The following is a 17,436-nucleotide window of genomic DNA, read 5'->3' on the forward strand; positions in this document are numbered from 1 at the left end:
AGGGTGTGGGGGTGCCGGCCGGTGAACGGGCCGGCACCCCCACTCGTCTCTCCGCCCGGGAGCCCACCATGCCGCCGACGCCCGCCCCCAGCCCCGACACCACCACCGCACCGACCACCGCGCCCGGCAGCGCAGTTGACGGACCCGACCGGACCGGACCGCCGGGCCCGACCGCCCGGCACACCCGCCGCCACGGCACGCCCCGCATCGCCGCCCTGGCCTCCGTCGTGGTGCTGGGCTCGCTGATGACCGTCCTGGACACCACGGTCGTCAACGTCGCACTCAACCGCCTCTCCGCCGACTTCCACGCGCCGCTGGCGGCCATCCAGTGGGTGGTCACCGGCTACACGCTCGCGCTGGCCGCCGTCATCCCGCTCACCGCCTGGGCGATCGGCCGATTCGGCACCAAGCGCCTGTACTTGCTGGCGATCGGGGCGTTCGCCCTGGGGTCCGCGCTGGCCGGGCTCGCCTGGAACATCGAGTCGCTGATCGCCTTCCGGGTGCTTCAGGGACTGGCCGGCGGCGCGGTCTCCCCGGTCGGCATGACCATCCTGATCCGGGCCTCCGACCCGGCGCACCGCGGCCGGATCATGAGCATCCTCGGCATACCCGTCCTCGTCGGCCCGTTGATCGGCCCGGTCCTGGGCGGCTACCTGGTCGACCAGGTCTCCTGGCGCTGGATCTTCCTGATCAACGTCCCGATCGGCCTGCTCGCCCTCCTGCTGGGCGCCCGCCTCTTCCCCCGGGACACCCCGCAGCCCACCCGCCGGCTCGACGTGCCCGGCCTGCTGGCCCTCTCCCCCGGTCTCGCGCTGCTCCTCTACGGCCTGAGCACCGGCGCCGAACGCCACGCCTTCGCCTCCCCCGGCGCACTGCTGCCGACCCTGCTCGGGGCCGCCCTCGTCGCGGCCTTCGTGGTCCGCGCACTGACCGCGGCCGAGCCGCTGCTCGATCTGCGCCTGCTGCGGCACCGCCCGTTCGGCACGGCGGTCGCGACCCTGGCGCTGTTCACCTGCGGCTACTTCGGCTCGATGATGCTGCTGCCGCTCTACTACCAGGTCGTCCGCGGCCAGAGCGCCACCGGCGCCGGGCTGCTGGGCATTCCGCAGGTGCTGGCCACCGGCATCACCATGCAGTTCGCCGGCCGGCTCGGCGACAAGGTGGCACCGGGCAAACTCGTGCCCACGGGAGTGGTGTTGGCCGCCACCGGCTTCCTCGCTTTCACCACCCAGGTGGCCGCCGACACCCCGTACGCGGTCCTGATGGCCGCGCTCGCCCTGATGGGCATCGGCGTCGGCATGACGATCATGCCGACCATGGCCGCGGCGACCCGGAGCGTCGACGCCGACCGCATCCCGGTCGCCTCGACCACGATGACGATCATTCCGCAGCTCGGGGCCTCGGTGGGCGGCGCGCTGATGTCCGTCCTCCTGGCCGGGGCGCTGACCGACCGCCTCCCCCGCTCGCTGTCCGGGGGCCTGGAAGCCGTCCACGCCCTGCCGCGTACCGCGGTGCGGCACCTCGCGCCGCAACTGGCCGACGCGTTCCAGCACACGTATGTCTGGGCGGTGGGTTTCGTGGCACTGGCGGTCCTCCCGGCCGTGTTCCTGCCGCGACGGCGGTAGGGGGTTGTTGGGGCGGGGGCCGCCAGCGCGGATGCTGGTGGTGGGTGCCGGATGCGGGGCCTCCGGGGTCACCACGACGGCCCTGGTTCCCCTCACCCCCACCGGGCGGGGGCCGTCCGACACACGGGAGGGGGCCTGTGGGGCCGGGACGTTTTCCACAGCCTTCCCCGCCCCCGCACAACCGCTGTAGCGTCAACGCCGACGTCAACATCAACGTCAACGTCAACGCGACGACGTGAACGAGGGGTGGTGGAAGCGGTGCCGCGCGCCGGAGTGGTGCTCGTGACGAGGTGGTTGGCGGCACTCTTCGCCGTCGGCACGGTGCTGCTCACCGCCGGCGGCGCGCACGCCGCACCCGCAGGCTCGGCCGCACCCGCAGGCTCGACCCCAGGTGCGGATGCCCCAAGCCAGTCCGCCTATCTCGCCGAGCAACTGCGGCGCGATCCGGTCTACATCAGCGACCAACTGCCGCGCGCCGTGCCCCGGTCGACGGCCCCCGCCTTCGCCGCGGAGGCAAAGCGACTGCACGTTCCGACATACCTCGTCGTGCTCCCGTTCCACACGTCCGGCGGCCCGGATTCCGGGCTGCTCGCGGGGATCCACGACCGCCTCGGGCGCAAGGGGCTGTATGTCTCGCTGTCCGAGATGGGCCTGATGGACGTGCAGACCTACGGGGTGAGCGTGCCGGGCGCACAGGACGCGCAGACCGCGACCACCTACGAGATGCCCATGGATGCCACGCCCCGCGAGGAGTTCCGGCACTTCGTCGACGTGCTCGCCTCGGGCCAGGCCAACCAGCGCGCCGACAAGGCCCGCGCCGCATACGGCGGCGCGTACAACTCCCATGAGCCGTCCGCGCTGCACACCTCGCAGACGGATCGGGAGGACCAGAGCTTCCTGACCGGCGTCGCGGTCACCGGGGTGCCGCTGTCCGCGCTGCTGATCGCGAAGTACACGGTGCGCAGGCGCCGGCTCCGGCGCGAGGAGGGCGAAGCGGGTTCCCCCGGCGGCCGGCGGTGGCCGCTGCTGGAGCTCGGCGCGCTGGCGCTCGCGGGACTGCTGGCCTTCACCGCGTCACGGGTGTTCGACGACACCACCACCGGGGACGGTTCGGTGCCGACGGCCGCCGACATGCGGGCCCGTGTCGACCGGGTCGCCGAGGGGCTCCGCCATGACCCGCTCTACGTCGACCCCGAGAGCCCGTCCTCCCTGGACGCCGGCCGGCGCGCCGAGTTGCGCAAGCGGATCGGCGCCCTGCCCGTCCCCGTCCTGATCGCCGTCGTGCCCACCTCGACGGACGACGAGTCGCAGGGCGACGAGGACCGCCTGGCGAAGGCGCTGCACGACCGGCTGCACCGTGACGCCCTGTTCGTCGTCACCGAACCGACGGGCGGCGGCATCGAGATCGTCAACTACGGCACCCCGGTGGACTCCGCGTATCTCTACGGCCGTCCCCGCGACCTCGTCTACGCGGATCCCACCACCGGCCCGCTCGGCTCCCAGCTGGACAAGCTGGTCACCTACCTCTCCAAGGCCCCCGAGTCCCCGCACGCCGACCAGCCGTACCCACCGCGGCCCGCGCCGGACCCGGCCGCGGAGCAGAGGCTTCCCGGCCTGTTCAGCGGGGACTTCCGGGCCGGGCTGTTCATCGGCGGACTGGCCGCGCTGCTGCTCTTCGGACTGGTGGTGGCGGTCTGGACGCTCGCCCGCTCGCTGGCCCGGGGCCGCGCCCGGTCCCTGGCCGCCGCGGCGGCGCCCGTCCAGCCCCGGCAGTCGTGGCTGCGGCGCACCGCACGGGAGGAAGTGGCGGCGCTCACCGGCGAGTTGGAGCCGGCGAGCGACCTCCCGGAGCAGGCCCGGCGCCGAGCCTGGGAGTGCCTGGACGCGGCCGCGCTGCTGGTCGACGGCGACAGCGACGGCCTCATCGACGATGATGCCACCCCGGCCAGCCTGGCCTGCGCGATCGTGCTGGCCCGGGCCGGCCGGGCCGCGGTCCGGGAGCCGTCCGCCGCGGCGCACATCTGCCACCGCAATCCGCTGCACGGCACGGCCGTCGAGCGGGCACCGAAGCCGCCGGCCGGCAGTCGCCGGGCGCCCCGGGGCCCGGTGTGCGCGGCCTGCCTGGAGACGCCCGGCGAGATATTGCGGCTGTACGGTGCGGACGGTTCCGGGCGCCAGGGCTACGGCCCCTATCCCCAGCATCCCGGTCCGCTGGCGTCGCTCGCCAAGGGCGCCGGCATAGATCAACTCACCCGCGAGGTACGGGAGTCCTTCGGTGTCCACTGACCTTCGCCGCCGTCGTTCGCTGCGGTCCGCCCTTGCCGTCGGGGCGGCCTCCGTCGCGCTGCTCTGCGCCGTCGCGGGGCCCGCCACGGCCGCCGAGAGCCCGGGGCAGAAGATCGCCGACGCGCTGCGCACCTCGCCGGTGTACGTCGATCCGTCCCTCTCCTCGGCGGTCGGGCCGGACGACCAGCGCACGCTGGTGCAGAAGATCCGGCAGAGCCGACTCCCGATCCGGGTCGTGCTGGTCCCGCTGGTCGAGGGCGACAACTGGGGCGGCAAGCCGGAGCAGCTGATCGAGGTGGTGCACGAGCGAATGGGCGGTGGGCCGGCCATCCTCATCGCTCCCGGGCACTACCCCGACGACATCGAGGCCCGAGAGTGGCCCTCCGACGCCCACCAGGCGGAGCGCGCCGCCGCGTCGGTGTTCTTCGACGACGCCATGAAGGGCGCCGGGCTGACCAAGCGGATATCCCGGGCGATCGACCTCATCGAGGCCGGCGACGGCAACGCGGAATACGAGCGACGCACCGCCGGTCTCGGCACCTCGGGCGGCGCCTCGCCGAAGAAGCCCGCGGCGCAGGGGACTTCCCCGGTCGTCCGGATCGTGACGCTGGCCGTCGGGCCGGTGCTGGTGCTCGCCGCGGCCTGGCTGCTGCTGCGGCGCCGGTCCCGGCTGCGCGACTTCGGGACGCCGTTCGCGATGCCCCGGTCCGTCTTCGCCGCCGCCCACCGGGCCGACGAGGAGGGGCTGCGCGAGCGGGCCGGCGAGGAGGTGGTGCGGCTCGGCGAGGAGGCCCGTGCCGCCACCGGCGATCCGGCGGCCATCGAGCGCGCCCTGGACGCCTATGCCGCGGCCGGCACGGTGCTGGACCGTGCCCGCGGCGTCCCGGATCTGGCGGGCGTGTTCGCGCTGGTCGCCGAGGGCCGGGCGGCGCTCTCCCCCGCCCGCGCCACGCTGCCGCTGTGCTTCTTCCACCCGCTGCACGGCCCGGCGACCCGCCGCATACCCTGGCGGCCCCTGGGCCGCCGGGAGCAACTCCGGGTCGCCGCCTGCGACGCCTGCCTCCGTGCCGTACGCACCCGCCGCGCGCCCGAGGTCCTCACGGACCGCCTGGACGACCGCCCGGTGCCGTACTTCGAGGTGCCCGCGGAGAAGAGCCTCTGGGCGGCCACCGGTTACGGCTCCCTGCTGTCGGGCGCCTCGCTCGCCGCGCGGGTCCAACGCGGGGACTTCACCCGCACCTTGGAGTGAGCGAACCGCCCTCGCGCAGCGCGACGGTGCCTCCGTCGGCACGGCGACACCCACCCGGCCCACCCCTTGCCCAAAACCCGGCACAACTTTTGTCCGGGGATTACCGTCGGGGGCTTCGACGGACTGTAATTCCTCTGAATTCGCCTTCAATTGGGCGAGGGTGGCGCCGAACCCTCGGGCCGTTATGCAGGAATTGCGGCGAAAGAGCCGGGACGCTCCCGTGTCGGCTGAATGGAAAGCGACGAGCACCCGCATTCCACGTTTCGACACGGCGGAAATCACACTCCTATGCTCCGCTCTCACAGTCGTTCGCACGCACTGGGCAACGGTGCTGTGCAACGGGGGAAGCAAGGACCTGGAGAGCGTTGTGCTGCACACGAGGAGCGCCTGGCTGCGCGCCGCCGCACCGGTTGCCGTACTGGCACTGACACTGACCGCCTGCGGCGGGAACAAGGACACGCCGAGCTCCGCTCCCGGTTCCGCTTCCGGTTCCGGTTCCGGTTCCGGGATGGACGACGGGAAGAACTCCGCGGACACCGTGGCGGCGGCCGACGAGAAGTCGGCCCAGTCGCCCGAGTCGTCCGGCGGCGTACTGCGACCCGGCCGGAGCGGCACCGGGCAGTACAAGGAAGAGTCCGGGAAAACCACCTACGAGGTCGTCGCGCAGAAGGTTCACGTCGGCACCGAGGCCGAGGCGAGGAAAGTGGTCCAGAGCCCGGAGGACGCCAAGGGCCTGGTCGCCGTGACCGCCTATGTGAAGTTCACCAACAAGGGCCCCGGCATCGTCAAGGGTCTGCCGAAGGTGGACAACGGCACCGAGATCTACGCGGACGGGCAGCGCGGCGGGCTGCTCATCGGCGCCCCGGAGGGCCTTCCCGGCTGCGAGGACCCGATCGACATCGACAACTGGCAGGTCGGCGAGAGCCACGTCATCTGCCAGACGTACATGATTCCCGAGCACTCCACGTCCCTGGAGGTCCACTGGGGCGAGGAGGGCGCCGCCCGGCCGTTCATCTGGAAGTTCGACGGCGCCGGCTGACGGCGGCCCGCCCCTCGTCGACAGCACCTGACTTCACGTCAATATCTTCGCGAGGGGCGGCGATTGAGCCATCGGCGCGCGTACGGCCGCATCGACGGCCGGGGCCCCGCCGCACCCGTCCGGGGCGGTCAGGGCTGGGGTGTCAGCGCGCCGAGGAACGGCTCGATGACCCGGCACCAGGCGTCGGGCTGCTCCCAGGGCAGCAGATGGCCGGCCTCGGGGATCTCGGCGTACTCGCCGCGCGACAGCACCCGGACCATCTCCTGGGCCTCGGCGCGGCCCAGCTCGGCGTCGAGGCCCCGGACGACGAGGGTGGGGCAGGCGACCTGGGCGAGCTCTTCCCAGTGGGCGTCGTGCACCCAGGTCTCGCGGGCGCTGAGCATCTGACGGCGGGAGAAGACCGGACGCCAGCCGTCGGCACGCTCGGCCATCACCTCGGCGAAGAACTCCCCGCGGGCCGGCCGGGGGCGCTCCAGCGTCGGGTCGTCCTCGCCGAACCACTTGCGGACGTCCGCGAGCGTGGCGAACGGCACCGGCCAGGAGCGGAACCACTCCGCCCACTCGCGCTGCGAGGCCGCCCCCAGCGCCGAGGCGCGCATATCGCAGATCACCAGGGCCCGGACCAGATCCGGGCGCCGGGCCGCGACCTGCCAGGCCGTCAGGGCGCCCATGGCGTGGCCGACCAGGGCGGCCGGGGCCAGCTCCAGCTGCTCGATGGCGGCGATGGCGTCCTCGACATAGGCGGCGCGGTCGAGCGGCCCCTCGACGGGCTTGTCGCTGCGGCCGTGGCCGCGCTGGTCGAGGGCGACCGCGCGGTGCGCCGCGCTCAGCCGGCGCGCGGTGTCCGCCCAGTGGGAGGCCCGCCCCATCAGGCCGTGGAGCAGCAGCACACCCGGCCGCCGCCCGTCCCCCTCCAGCCCGCCGCCGCTCTTGGGCGGGTCGGTGAATTCCCAGGCCGCGAGCCGCACGCCGCCGGACCCCGTCACATCGATACGCCGCACCATGTGCCCTGGCACCCCCAATCGTCCCCTGGTCAGCCCCGTACGCCCCACATTATCGAATGCATATTCGAACAGGCCGCTGTCGCGCCCAACACCCCACTTTCGAGTGACCATGCTGCGGGATTGGCCACGCCCACCACGGGGAGACATCTGCCGGGAGGCGGGCCCTACCGGGAAGGGGGCCCGTGGGGAACGACCCTGAGAGCTCGGGGCTCCGGGTCGCGGTGGGGGGACATGGGGAGGCAGGGCCCCGGCAGCTCGCAGCGCCGGGGCCCTGACCGTCCTCGACCGGACTCAGTGGACGCATCCGAGCCCCCTCGGCCGTCAGCGCATCACGCGGGAGTGACGACGCATGGCCATGCGTCAGCGCCAGAGTGACACGAGAGCGGCCGATCCGCACGGATTCGCACAAGACCGTTCATCGCACCGGGAGTTGACGAGCCCGCCGCCCTCCGCGTCGGCGCAGGTCAGCGGGCTCATGGGGCGCTGTGGGAGGAGAGAGTGAATGTGCCGGAGGCCCATGCCGCTCGGGCCCATGCCGCTCGGGCCCGTGGCCCCGACGGGCCCGTGGCCCCGACGGGCCCGGTGCGCGGCGGCGCGGGCTCAGCGCTTGGCGACGAAGACGTGGTTGGCGATTTCGGCGTCCAGCTCGGCGGCCTCGCCGCTGCTGCCGACCAGCACCCCGCCCGGGGACTCCGTCACGCTGACCACCGCGCCCGGCTGCACCCCGGCCCGCCGCAGCGTGTACATCAGCTGGGCGTCGGCCTGGATGGGCTCGCCGATCCGGCGCACCACGGCCGTCTTGCCGTCGGAGCCCGCGTCCAGATCCATCAGGCTCACCATGCCGGCGTCCAGGAACGGGTCGGCCTCGGCCTTCTCGCCCAGCTCCTCCAGGCCCGGGATGGGGTTGCCGTACGGGGACTCGGTGGGGTGGCGCAGCAGTTCCACGACGCGGCGCTCGACCGCCTCGCTCATCACGTGCTCCCAGCGGCACGCCTCGGCGTGCACCTGCTCCCACTCCAGCCCGATGACGTCGACCAGCAGGCACTCGGCGAGGCGGTGCTTGCGCATCACCCGCGTCGCCAGCCGGCGGCCCTCCTCCGTCAGCTCCAGGTGCCGGTCGCCCGCCACCGTCAGCAGGCCGTCTCGCTCCATGCGGGCCACGGTCTGGCTGACCGTCGGGCCGCTCTGTTCCAGCCGCTCCGCGATGCGGGCGCGCATGGGGACCACACCCTCCTCTTCCAGTTCGAGGATGGTGCGGAGATACATCTCCGTGGTGTCGATCAGTCCGGACATGCGTGCCCCTCGATATGTCGTGCGGTGGCCCTGGACTCAATTCTGACGCATCCCACTGACAAGGGTGCGTCCTCGTCCACGCTGCGGACGTTCCGCGACGGGTTCAACGGGTGCATTGCCCGGCGTATTGACAGCGCACTGGTCCAGACCGCAACGTGATCCGGGCCACTGATCCACGAGGCGGCGACAGGACGCCGACAAACCGGCTCCGTCCCGCCACGGATCCCATCCAGACGCGACGAGAGGAGCCCGCGGCCATGGCTGAGAGCGACCGGAGCGAGGGGCTGGCCGGGCGGTACTTCGACGCCGCGATCGACCTGCTGCGGCAGGTCCGCGACACGGAGGGGGACCGGATCACCGCGGCCGGCCGGCTGATCGCGGACACCGTGGCGGCGGGCGGCCGGGTCTTCTCCTTCGGGGCCGGGCACTCCTCGCTGCCGGCCCAGGACACCGTGTACCGCGCCGGCGGCCTGGCGATCATGAACCTGCTCTCCGTCCCCGGGGTCGTCGGGGTGGACGTCCGGCCGGCGACGCTGGGCAGCGCGCTGGAGCGGGTCGACGGACTGGCCGGGGCGGTGCTGGACACCAGCCCGCTGGAGCGCGGCGACGTGCTGGTGATCATCTCGCTCTCCGGGCGGAACGCGCTGCCGGTCGAGATGGCGATCAACGCGCGGGCCCTGGGCATCAGGGTCATCGGCCTGACGTCGGTGGCCTACGCGGGCGCCACCAAGTCCCGGCACTCCTCGGGCACATACCTCAAGGACCACTGCGACATCGTGCTGGACAGCCGGATCCCGGTCGGCGACGCGGAGCTGACGCTGCCCGGCATCGAGGCGCCGTTCGCCCCCGCCTCGACGGTCGTCACCAGCGCGATCATGCAGGCCGTGGTGGCGACCGCGGCCGGCACGCTGGCCGAGCGCGGGGTGCAGCCGCCGCTGCTGCGCTCGGGCAACGTGGACGGCGGGCACGAGTGGAACGGCCGGGTGATGCGGGAGTACGCGGACCGGATCTTCTACCGGCACTGAGGGGCACCGTCCGGGCACCGGACAGCCGAACGCCCGCCCGCCGACGCTCCCCGGCCCGCTCACGCCCCCGCCGCCCCCGCGAGGTCCAGCGCGGCGGCGATGCGGGCGGCGACCTCCTCGGCGTAGTCGGCGTCCGCGCGGTCGAAGGGGCGGCGGGCGGGCATCCGCAGGAAGGTGGCGACCCCGAGGGTGCGGCCCCGACTGCGGAGCACCACGCACAGCCCGTGCACCGTGCCGTCCGGCCAGTTGCGGGCCGCCGCCCAGCCCTCGGCCGGGTCCTGACCGGCGCTGGCCCGCACCGAGCCGCGCCGCGCGTACGCCTGGAGCGCCGGGTGGCCCGCCACGTAGGCCACCGGGATGCCGGCCGCCGGGACGGCCTCCGAGGGGCCGGGCGCGCCCGCCGGGGAGGCCAGCGCCCGCACCAGTCGGGGCGCCCGGGCCGGGGCGCCCGGACCGCCGTCCGGGGCGGGCGGGTCCGCGTCCCATGCGGCGTCCGCGTCCACCGCGCCGTACGGGGCCGGGGCCGGGGTGCGGGCCAGATCGACCAGGGCGTGGTCGGCGAAGCCCGCCAGCGCGAAGTCGAGGTGGACCGCGGCGGCCTCGGCCGGGTCCGGGCACTCGGCGGCGGCCCGGCCCGCGCGGTGCAGTTGATGGGCCCGGAAGCGCAGCAGGGAGCCGTCCTGCTCGGTGCGCTTGAGTTCGGTGACGTCCTGGAAGAGCCAGGCCACGCCGAGCGGGACGGGTTCCTCGGCCAGCGGCGAGGCCAGTCGGACGAAGCCGCTGCGCCAGCACCGGCGCGGGAGTTCGCACTCGCCGTCCCGCAGCGTCACCCACAGCTCCGCGATCGCCGGCGGCGCGCCCTCGGCCAGGACGTGCTGGAAGGCGTTCTCCAGCTCCTCGACGCCCTGCGCCAGGACATCGCCCAGCGGGCGGCCCAACAGCGCGGTACGGCCCCTGCCGAAGGCGCGGGCGGCGTGTCCGTTGACGACCGCGGGCCGCAGGTCGGCGTCGATCAGCACCACGCCCCAGGTGGCGTCCTCGAAGAGCGCCTCGCTCAGCGCCACGGCCCGTTCCAGGTCGAGCTGGGTGTGCGACTCGCTGAAGGCGCAGTAGACCCCGGCGACCCGCCCGTCGGCGGCGTGCACCGCGGAGGACTGGGTGCGGACCAGGACGCGGTGGCCGTCCTTGGCCAGCAGGGCGAAGTCGTGCACCTGACGGCCCGGGGCGCGCATCGCGGCGGCCAGCGCGGACTGCACGCCCTCGGCGTCCTCCGCGCGGACCGCCCAGCCCGTCAGACCGGGGCGGCCGACCGCCTCCTGTGGCGTCCAGCCGAGGATGCGGGCGGCCTCGTGGTTCCAGTGCGTGACCGTGCCGTCGGCGGCGAAGGCCATCAGGGCGGCGTCCATGCCGTCCAGGAGGGCGGCGAGCAGCCCGGAGTCGTCGGCGTCCGGAGGTCGGTCGGGCTCGGTGTCCACGCCGGTCCGCGGGGGCCCGGAGGCCGCCTGTCCGGGCCCGTCCACCGGGCCGGGCGAGCCGCCGGAGGCAGGCCGCCTCGACGACGAGGCCGACGAGGCCGAAGAAGCTGACGAGGCAGTCACTGGCACCCCTTACGAACGCGGCCGCACGTGCTCCACGTGGGGTCATTCAACTGGAACGTGACGTGGGACACACCCCATTCGCGGAAATCGCCGCCCGGTAAGTTCCGCCCCCGGAAAAAACCGGTTGTGCGGCGCCGGGCGGGTTCCTAACGTGTGGGGTACACGAGAAGGGAGGTGGTTCGGCAGATGATTTCGCACCGGACGCGTGAGGTGGCTGCGGGCTAGCGCCCGACGCTCCACCGAAGTGCAGCGCCGGATCCGCGCATACTGCAGATGCGCAGCCGGCCCAATCCCACAGCAGTCACCCGACCCGCGGGCTGCCGGTTCGTCCGACCGGCCCTTCGCGCCACCGAGCGCGGAGGAAACAGCCCGCGGGTCGTCTGCGTGTGCGGCCGGCGCCGACCGCACCAGCGCCCCTAGGGCGCGAGGCGCTCCACCCGCCACTGGCCCGCCTCGGGATCGCCCTCGCGGACGTACCGCAGTCGGTCGTGGAGGCGGTTCAGACGGCCCTGCCAGAACTCGACCGTCTCGGGGGTGACGCGGTAGCCGCCCCAGTGCGGGGGCGCCGGCACCTGCTCGCCCTCCGGGTAGCGGGCCGCCAACTCCTCATAGGCACGCTCCAGTTCGTCGCGGGAGGCGATCGGCGCGGACTGCTCGCTGGCCCAGGCACCCAGTTGGGAGCCGTGCGGGCGGGTGCGGAAGTAGGCGGCGGTCTCGTCCCGGCCGATGCGCTCGGCGGTCCCGATCACGATGACCTGGCGGGCCAGCGGGTGCCAGGGGAACAGCAGGGAGACGTGCGGGTTCTCGGCCAGTTCGCGGCCCTTGCGGCTGGTGTAGTTGGTGAAGAAGACGAAGCCGCGCTCGTCGAATGCCTTGAGCAGCACGGTTCTTGAGCTGGGCCGGCCGGCGGCGTCCGCCGTCGAGACGACCATGGCGTTCGGCTCGTGCAGGCCGGCCACCGCCGCGTCCTTGAACCAGCGTCCGAACTGGTCGTAGGGGCTCGCGGCGAGGTCGGACTCGGCGATTCCCTCGGCGCGGTAGTGCGCACGCATGGACGAGGGGTCGGGGGTTTCGGCGGAGGGCATGTCGGCGGGATGCACGGCCTCATCTTGCAGCATCCGCCCCGCGCCAGACAGCCCGGTGGGCTGGAAGTCTGCCCCTCGTCGCCCGGGCGTAACCCTCCCGTCGGCAAATCGCCCAGTGTGCCGGATGTCACGCTTCCCCGCTGCTGATGAACCCGCCAAAATCATGGCCCGGCCCACTGTGGCCCTCGGACACCGGGAGTTATCGTGTCCGTCTTCAGGCCGCCGCGGGCAGCATGCGTGGCGGCCCGCGTCCGTGGACCGACCTCCCGCGGGCGGAACCGTCGCGTGGCCCCTGCCCCGGCGGGGCATCACCGGGGTGACCGGTACGGACCGCGAGCTGCCCGGCGCAGCCGCGTAGCCGCACCGGCACCGCACCTGACTCGACCGCACGGCAGCCGGTCACCGGTTGCCGTCCCCATCTTGAGGAGCCGCCTGATGTCCGACTTCGTTCCCGGGCTTGAGGGAGTCGTCGCGTTCGAGACGGAGATCGCCGAACCCGATAAGGAGGGCGGCGCGCTCCGCTACCGCGGGGTGGACATCGAGGACCTCGTCGGGCACGTGTCCTTCGAGAACGTCTGGGGGCTGCTGGTCGACGGGGCGTTCAAGCCGGGGCTGCCGCCCGCCGAGCCCTTCCCGATCCCGGTGCACTCGGGTGACATCCGGGTCGATGTACAGTCCGCGCTCGCCATGTTGGCGCCCGTATGGGGCCTGAAACCACTGCTCGACATCGACGAGCAGACCGCCCGCGACAACCTCGCCCGGGCCGCCGTGATGGCGCTGTCCTACGTCGCCCAGTCGGCGCGCGGCCAGGGCCTGCCGATGGTGCCGCAGAAGGAGATCGACAAGGCGGAGACCGTCGTGGAGCGCTTCATGAAGCGCTGGCGCGGGGAGCCCGACCCCAAGCACGTCAAGGCCGTCGACGCCTACTGGACCTCGGCCGCCGAGCACGGCATGAACGCCTCGACCTTCACCGCCCGGGTCATCGCCTCGACAGGCGCGGACGTGGCGGCGGCGCTGTCCGGCGCCGTCGGCGCCATGTCCGGCCCGCTGCACGGCGGCGCGCCCTCCCGCGTCCTCGGCATGATCGAGGAGATCGAGCGGACCGGTGACGCCGGCGCCTACGTCCGACAGGCGCTGGACCGCGGCGAGCGGCTGATGGGCTTCGGCCACCGCGTCTACCGCGCCGAGGACCCGCGGGCGCGGGTGCTGCGACGGACCGCCAAGGAACTGGGCGCCCCGCGCTTCGAAGTCGCCGAGGCCCTGGAGAAGGCCGCCCTGGAGGAGTTGCACAACCGCCGCCCCGACCGGGTGCTGGCCACCAACGTGGAGTTCTGGGCGGCCATCGTCCTGGACTTCGCGGAGGTCCCGGCGCACATGTTCACCTCCATGTTCACCTGCGCCCGCACGGCGGGCTGGAGCGCCCACGTCCTGGAGCAGAAGCGGACGGGACGCCTGGTCCGCCCGTCCGCCCGATACGTGGGCCCGGCGGCGCGGAGCCCGCAGTCGATCGCGGGCTATGAGGACATCGCCCAACGCTGAGCGCTGCGCTTGGCTGGCTTCCCACGTTGTCGGCGGTCCCGCCGTGGGGGTTGCTCGCTTTTGCGCCTGCGGCGCCGGGCCGCCTGACGGCGGATGTTGTTCCGCTGCGCGGGGCCGAGCCGCTGCGCGGGGCGGTTCCGCTGCGCGGGGCGGTTCCGCTGCGCGGGGCGGTTCCGCTGCGCGGGGCTGTTGGGTGCGGTGACGGGCCGGAGGGGGTGGTGTGCAGGACTGCTGCGCTTTACGTCCTGCACACCACCCCCTCCGGCCCGTCACCTCCCGTTGAGGGTCATGAAGACGGTGAGTGGGGGCCGACGTGAGTGGTCCGGTGACGGCCGTCAGCACACTCCACCAACGCACCACCGGCAGGGACCCACCAAGGCGCACCCCTACGGTCCGGAATCCACCCATCAACGGGAGGGGACGGGTCTGTGGGGTGGGGGATGTGCGGACGTAAAGCGCAGCAGTCCGCACATCCCCCACCCCACAGACCCGGCACCGCACCCGACCAGCCCCGCGCAGCGGAACCGCCCCGCGCAGCGGACACCGCACCACCCCGCCGTCAGGCGGGCACGGCGGACACCGCACCACCCCGCCGTCAGGCGGACAGCACCGCGTCGATGTTCTTGGCCCATTGGGCCACGACCCGGTCCCGCCGTGCCGAGTCGTCCGTCAGCAGGTTCGCGAGGCCGAGGCCGCGGGCCATGTCCAGGAGGCCCTGGACGGTCTCCCGGACGCCGGGGACGGACTCGTCGGCGGCGAGCAGCGCCACCGTCGTGCGGTGCGCCTCGCGGCCCACTCGGGCCTCCAGGGCGGTGACCCGGTCGCGGAGTTGTTCCTCGTCGGAGGCGGCCACCCACAGGTGGAGCGCGGCCCGGAACAGCGGGCCCGTGTAGAGGCCGACCACCTCCTCGACGATCATCCAGGTGCGGGCGATGGAGCCGGCCGGCGGGAGGTCGTGCGCCAGGGCCTTGAGCGCGCCCTGGCGCTTCTCCGCGACGTGCTCGACGGCGGCGGTGAACAGGTCCTCGCGGGTGCGGAAGTGGTGCTGGGCGGCGCCGCGGGAGACGCCCGCCCGTTCGGCGACGACGGCGACCGTGCTGCCGGTCCAGCCGCGTTCGGCGAGGCAGGCGACGGCGGCCTCCAGCAGCTTGAGCCGGGTGGCGCGGCTGCGCTCCTGCTGGGGCTCCTTGGCGCCGCGGGCCGGGGTCAGCGCACCCATGCCGGGTCCCGTCGCTCCAGGAAGGCGGTCATGCCCTCGCGGGCCTCGGCGGAGCCGAAGAGCCGGGCGGACCGGGCGGCGAGCGCGTCGGTGTCCCGGTCGAAGGCGGCCAGGACGTGCGCCGTGACGAGTTTCTTGGACTCGGCCAGGCCCTGCGGGGAGCCCTTGCGCAGGCCGTCCAACAGGGGCGCCAGGCCCGCGTCGACGTCGTCGGCGGCGAGGGTGACCAGGCCGATCCGGGCCGCCTCGGTGGGGCCGAACTTCTCGCCGGTGAGGTAGTAGCGGGCGGCGGCGCGGGCGTCCATACGGGGCAGCAGCGGCATCGAGATCACGGCGGGGGCGAGGCCGAGCCGCGCCTCGGTGAACGCGAAGGTGGTCTGCGGGCCGGCGACGGAGAGGTCGCAGGCGCCGAGCAGTCCGAGCCCGCCGGCGCGGACGTGGCCGGTCACCCGGGCGACCACCGGCTTGGGCAGTTCCACGAGGGCGCGCAGCAGTCGGGTGAGCTCCAGGGGGCCGTCCTTGGCGTCGCCGGTGGTGGCCTCGGAGAGGTCCGCGCCGGCGCAGAACGTGCCGCCGGTGTGGGCGAGCAGCACGGCCCGGACGGCGTCGTCGGCGGCGGCGTCCGCGAGGGCCTGGTGCAGTTCGGCGACCAGGCGGGTGGAGAGGGCGTTGCGGTTGTGGGGGGAGTTGAGGGTGAGGGTGGTGATTCCGCGCTCGTGGGCGCGCTCCACGTACGTCATCGGACCGTCGAACTCCTTTCCCTGGCGCGGAGTTCGCGCCGGAGGATCTTTCCGGTGGTGGCGCGCGGGACGCTGTCCAGGAATTCCACGCGGCGCACCTTCTTGTACGGGGCAACTCGTTCTGCAACGTAGGCGATGACCTCGTCCGCGGTGAGCGCGGCCCCCTGCCGGCGGACCACGAACGCCTTGGGGATCTCGTTGCCGTCGTCGTCGGTGACACCGATGACGGCCGCGTCCGCGACGGCCTCGTGGGCGAGCAGCAGCGCCTCCAGGTCGGCGGGGGCGACCTGGTAGCCCTTGTATTTGATCAACTCCTTGACGCGGTCGACGACATGGAGCCAGCCGGCGGCGTCGGTCCGCCCGATGTCGCCGGTGTGCAGCCAGCCGTCGGGGTCGATCATCGCGTCGGTCTCGGCGGGGCGTCCCAGGTAGCCGCGCATCACCTGCGGGCCCCGGATGAGGATCTCGCCGGTCTCCCCCGGTCCCAGGTCCCGCCCCGTCTCCAGGGAGACGATCCGCAGTTCCGTACTGGGCAGCAGGGTGCCGACCGCTCCCGGGGGAGGGCCTGCGGCGCGTGGCGCCGTCGTCGCGGGGCCGGCGGTGTCGGGCGGCACCACATGGGTGGCCGGGGAGAGTTCGGTCATCCCGTATGCCTGGAGGACGGCGGGCAGGCCGAGCCGTCGGGCGCAGGCGGCGGCCAGGCCGGCGTCCAGCGGCGCGGCGGCGCACAGCACGCGGCGGAGGGAGGACAGGTCGAACTCCTCGACCATCGGGTGTTTGGCGAGTGCCAGCACGATCGGGGGTGCGGTGTAGATCTCGGTGATGCGGTGCCGCTCGACGGCGGTGAGGAACTGGCGGAGGTCGAAGCGGGGCAGGACGACGACGGTGGCGCCGTTGCGCAGCGGGGCGTTCATCAGGGCGGTGAGCCCGTAGATGTGGAAGAAGGGGAGCACGGCCAGGATGCGGTCGCCGGGGCCGTTGGCCATCAGCGGGGCCAGTTGGGCGAGGTTGGTGGCGATGTTGCGGTGGGTGAGCATCACGCCCTTGGGGGCGCCGGTGGTGCCGGAGGAATACGGGAGCGCGGCCAGGTCGGTCGCCGGGTCGATCTCCGGGGCGGGGTCGGGGTGGTCCTCGGCGGTCAGGTCGAGGACGGAGCGGTGGCCGTCGGCGCGGTCGCACAGGAGGATCTCGGTGATGCCGCCGGCCCGTCGGGCGGCGGCCCGAGCGGTGTCCAGCAGTGCCGCCACGGTGACGATCCGGGACGCCCGGGAGTCGGCCAGCTGGCGGGCGAACTCGGCCTCGGTGGCGAGCGGGTGGACGGTGGTGACCGCCGCCCCGCAGCGCGACGCGGCGTAGAACACCACCGGGAAGAGGACCGAGTTGGGGCTGTGCAGGGCCAGCACGTCGCCCTTGCGGAGCCCGGAGGCGGCCAGGGCGGCGGCCAGGCGGCGGCTGAGGTGGTCGAGGCGGGCGTAGTCGAGCGTGGTGCCGGTGAGGGCGTCGACGAGGGCGGGGCGCGCGCCGTGCTCGGCCGCCCGCCCGAGGACGGCCTCGTGGATCGGCAGCTCCACGGGGGCGACGTCGGGGTACGCGCTGCGGAAGACGTGGGAGTCGTGGGAGTCGTGGGACGTCGGGGACGCCATGGGGTCCTTCCCTGGTGCGGCGGTGGGTGCGGCGGCGGGCCGCCGTGGACCTTCCTTCCCGTGTTCCGGGCCGTGGTACGCCGGGCCGGTG

Annotated in this window: 13 protein-coding genes; 6 read left to right on the top strand and 7 right to left on the bottom strand. The window is 73.7% G+C overall.

What is annotated here, in order from left to right:
- Window positions 1–68: 68 nt before the first annotated feature.
- From SNOUR_RS16815 to SNOUR_RS16830, 4 genes are all read left to right on the top strand, one after another.
- Window positions 69–1,625 carry a DHA2 family efflux MFS transporter permease subunit gene (locus SNOUR_RS16815; RefSeq protein ID WP_312632602.1) on the top strand — a complete coding sequence of 519 codons (1,557 nt, stop codon included), beginning with the start codon at window positions 69–71 and terminating at the stop codon, window positions 1,623–1,625.
- Between the two features lie 249 nt (window positions 1,626–1,874).
- Window positions 1,875–3,911: a hypothetical protein gene (locus tag SNOUR_RS16820; protein WP_067347854.1), complete on the top strand. Its 2,037-nt coding sequence runs from the start codon at window positions 1,875–1,877 to the stop codon at window positions 3,909–3,911.
- A complete protein-coding gene (locus tag SNOUR_RS16825; RefSeq protein WP_067347855.1) occupies window positions 3,901–5,160 on the top strand; it encodes a hypothetical protein in 1,260 nt (419 codons plus the stop codon). The genes SNOUR_RS16820 and SNOUR_RS16825 overlap by 11 nt, the downstream gene beginning before the upstream one ends.
- 367 nt (window positions 5,161–5,527) lie before the next feature.
- Entirely contained in the window at window positions 5,528–6,199 is a 672-nt protein-coding gene (locus SNOUR_RS16830) for a hypothetical protein (RefSeq protein WP_067347858.1), read from the top strand.
- Window positions 6,200–6,327: 128 nt separating this feature from the next.
- On the opposite strand, the gene SNOUR_RS16835 is transcribed toward SNOUR_RS16830, so the two are convergent.
- On the bottom strand, window positions 6,328–7,203 hold the full coding sequence (locus SNOUR_RS16835) for an alpha/beta fold hydrolase (RefSeq protein ID WP_067347860.1): 876 nt from the start codon (window positions 7,201–7,203) through the stop codon (window positions 6,328–6,330).
- 600 nt (window positions 7,204–7,803) lie between these two features.
- Window positions 7,804–8,496 carry an iron-dependent transcriptional repressor DtxR gene (locus tag SNOUR_RS16840; protein WP_039633666.1) on the bottom strand — a complete coding sequence of 231 codons (693 nt, stop codon included), beginning with the start codon at window positions 8,494–8,496 and terminating at the stop codon, window positions 7,804–7,806.
- A gap of 257 nt (window positions 8,497–8,753) precedes the next feature.
- Between SNOUR_RS16840 and SNOUR_RS16845 the strand changes: the two genes are divergently transcribed.
- Window positions 8,754–9,521 carry an SIS domain-containing protein gene (locus SNOUR_RS16845; protein WP_067347863.1) on the top strand — a complete coding sequence of 256 codons (768 nt, stop codon included), beginning with the start codon at window positions 8,754–8,756 and terminating at the stop codon, window positions 9,519–9,521.
- 59 nt (window positions 9,522–9,580) lie between these two features.
- Here SNOUR_RS16845 and SNOUR_RS16850 read toward each other — a convergent pair whose 3' ends face one another.
- Both SNOUR_RS16850 and pdxH read right to left on the bottom strand, forming a co-directional pair.
- Window positions 9,581–11,041 carry a PAS domain-containing protein gene (locus SNOUR_RS16850; protein WP_067347866.1) on the bottom strand — a complete coding sequence of 487 codons (1,461 nt, stop codon included), beginning with the start codon at window positions 11,039–11,041 and terminating at the stop codon, window positions 9,581–9,583.
- A gap of 494 nt (window positions 11,042–11,535) precedes the next feature.
- Entirely contained in the window at window positions 11,536–12,171 is a 636-nt protein-coding gene (gene pdxH / locus SNOUR_RS16855) for a pyridoxamine 5'-phosphate oxidase (protein WP_067358398.1), read from the bottom strand.
- Window positions 12,172–12,639: 468 nt separating this feature from the next.
- Here pdxH and SNOUR_RS16860 point away from each other — a divergent pair, with 468 nt between their 5' ends.
- Window positions 12,640–13,743: a citrate synthase 2 gene (locus tag SNOUR_RS16860; RefSeq protein ID WP_067347869.1), complete on the top strand. Its 1,104-nt coding sequence runs from the start codon at window positions 12,640–12,642 to the stop codon at window positions 13,741–13,743.
- 595 nt (window positions 13,744–14,338) lie between these two features.
- Here SNOUR_RS16860 and SNOUR_RS16865 read toward each other — a convergent pair.
- From SNOUR_RS16865 to SNOUR_RS16875, 3 genes are read right to left on the bottom strand one after another with little or no spacing between them, the layout of a single operon-like run.
- Window positions 14,339–14,962: a TetR/AcrR family transcriptional regulator gene (locus tag SNOUR_RS16865; RefSeq protein WP_067347871.1), complete on the bottom strand. Its 624-nt coding sequence runs from the start codon at window positions 14,960–14,962 to the stop codon at window positions 14,339–14,341.
- Window positions 14,950–15,702, bottom strand: a complete 753-nt coding sequence (locus tag SNOUR_RS16870) for an enoyl-CoA hydratase family protein (RefSeq protein ID WP_067347873.1) — start codon at window positions 15,700–15,702, stop codon at window positions 14,950–14,952. Before SNOUR_RS16870 ends, SNOUR_RS16865 begins: the two co-directional genes overlap by 13 nt.
- A complete protein-coding gene (locus tag SNOUR_RS16875) occupies window positions 15,699–17,345 on the bottom strand; it encodes a 4-coumarate--CoA ligase family protein (protein ID WP_067347876.1) in 1,647 nt (548 codons plus the stop codon). The genes SNOUR_RS16870 and SNOUR_RS16875 overlap by 4 nt, the downstream gene beginning before the upstream one ends.
- Window positions 17,346–17,436 lie beyond the last annotated feature (91 nt).

The organism is Streptomyces noursei ATCC 11455 (genome assembly GCF_001704275.1).
In the GTDB taxonomy this organism is placed as follows: domain Bacteria; phylum Actinomycetota; class Actinomycetes; order Streptomycetales; family Streptomycetaceae; genus Streptomyces; species Streptomyces noursei.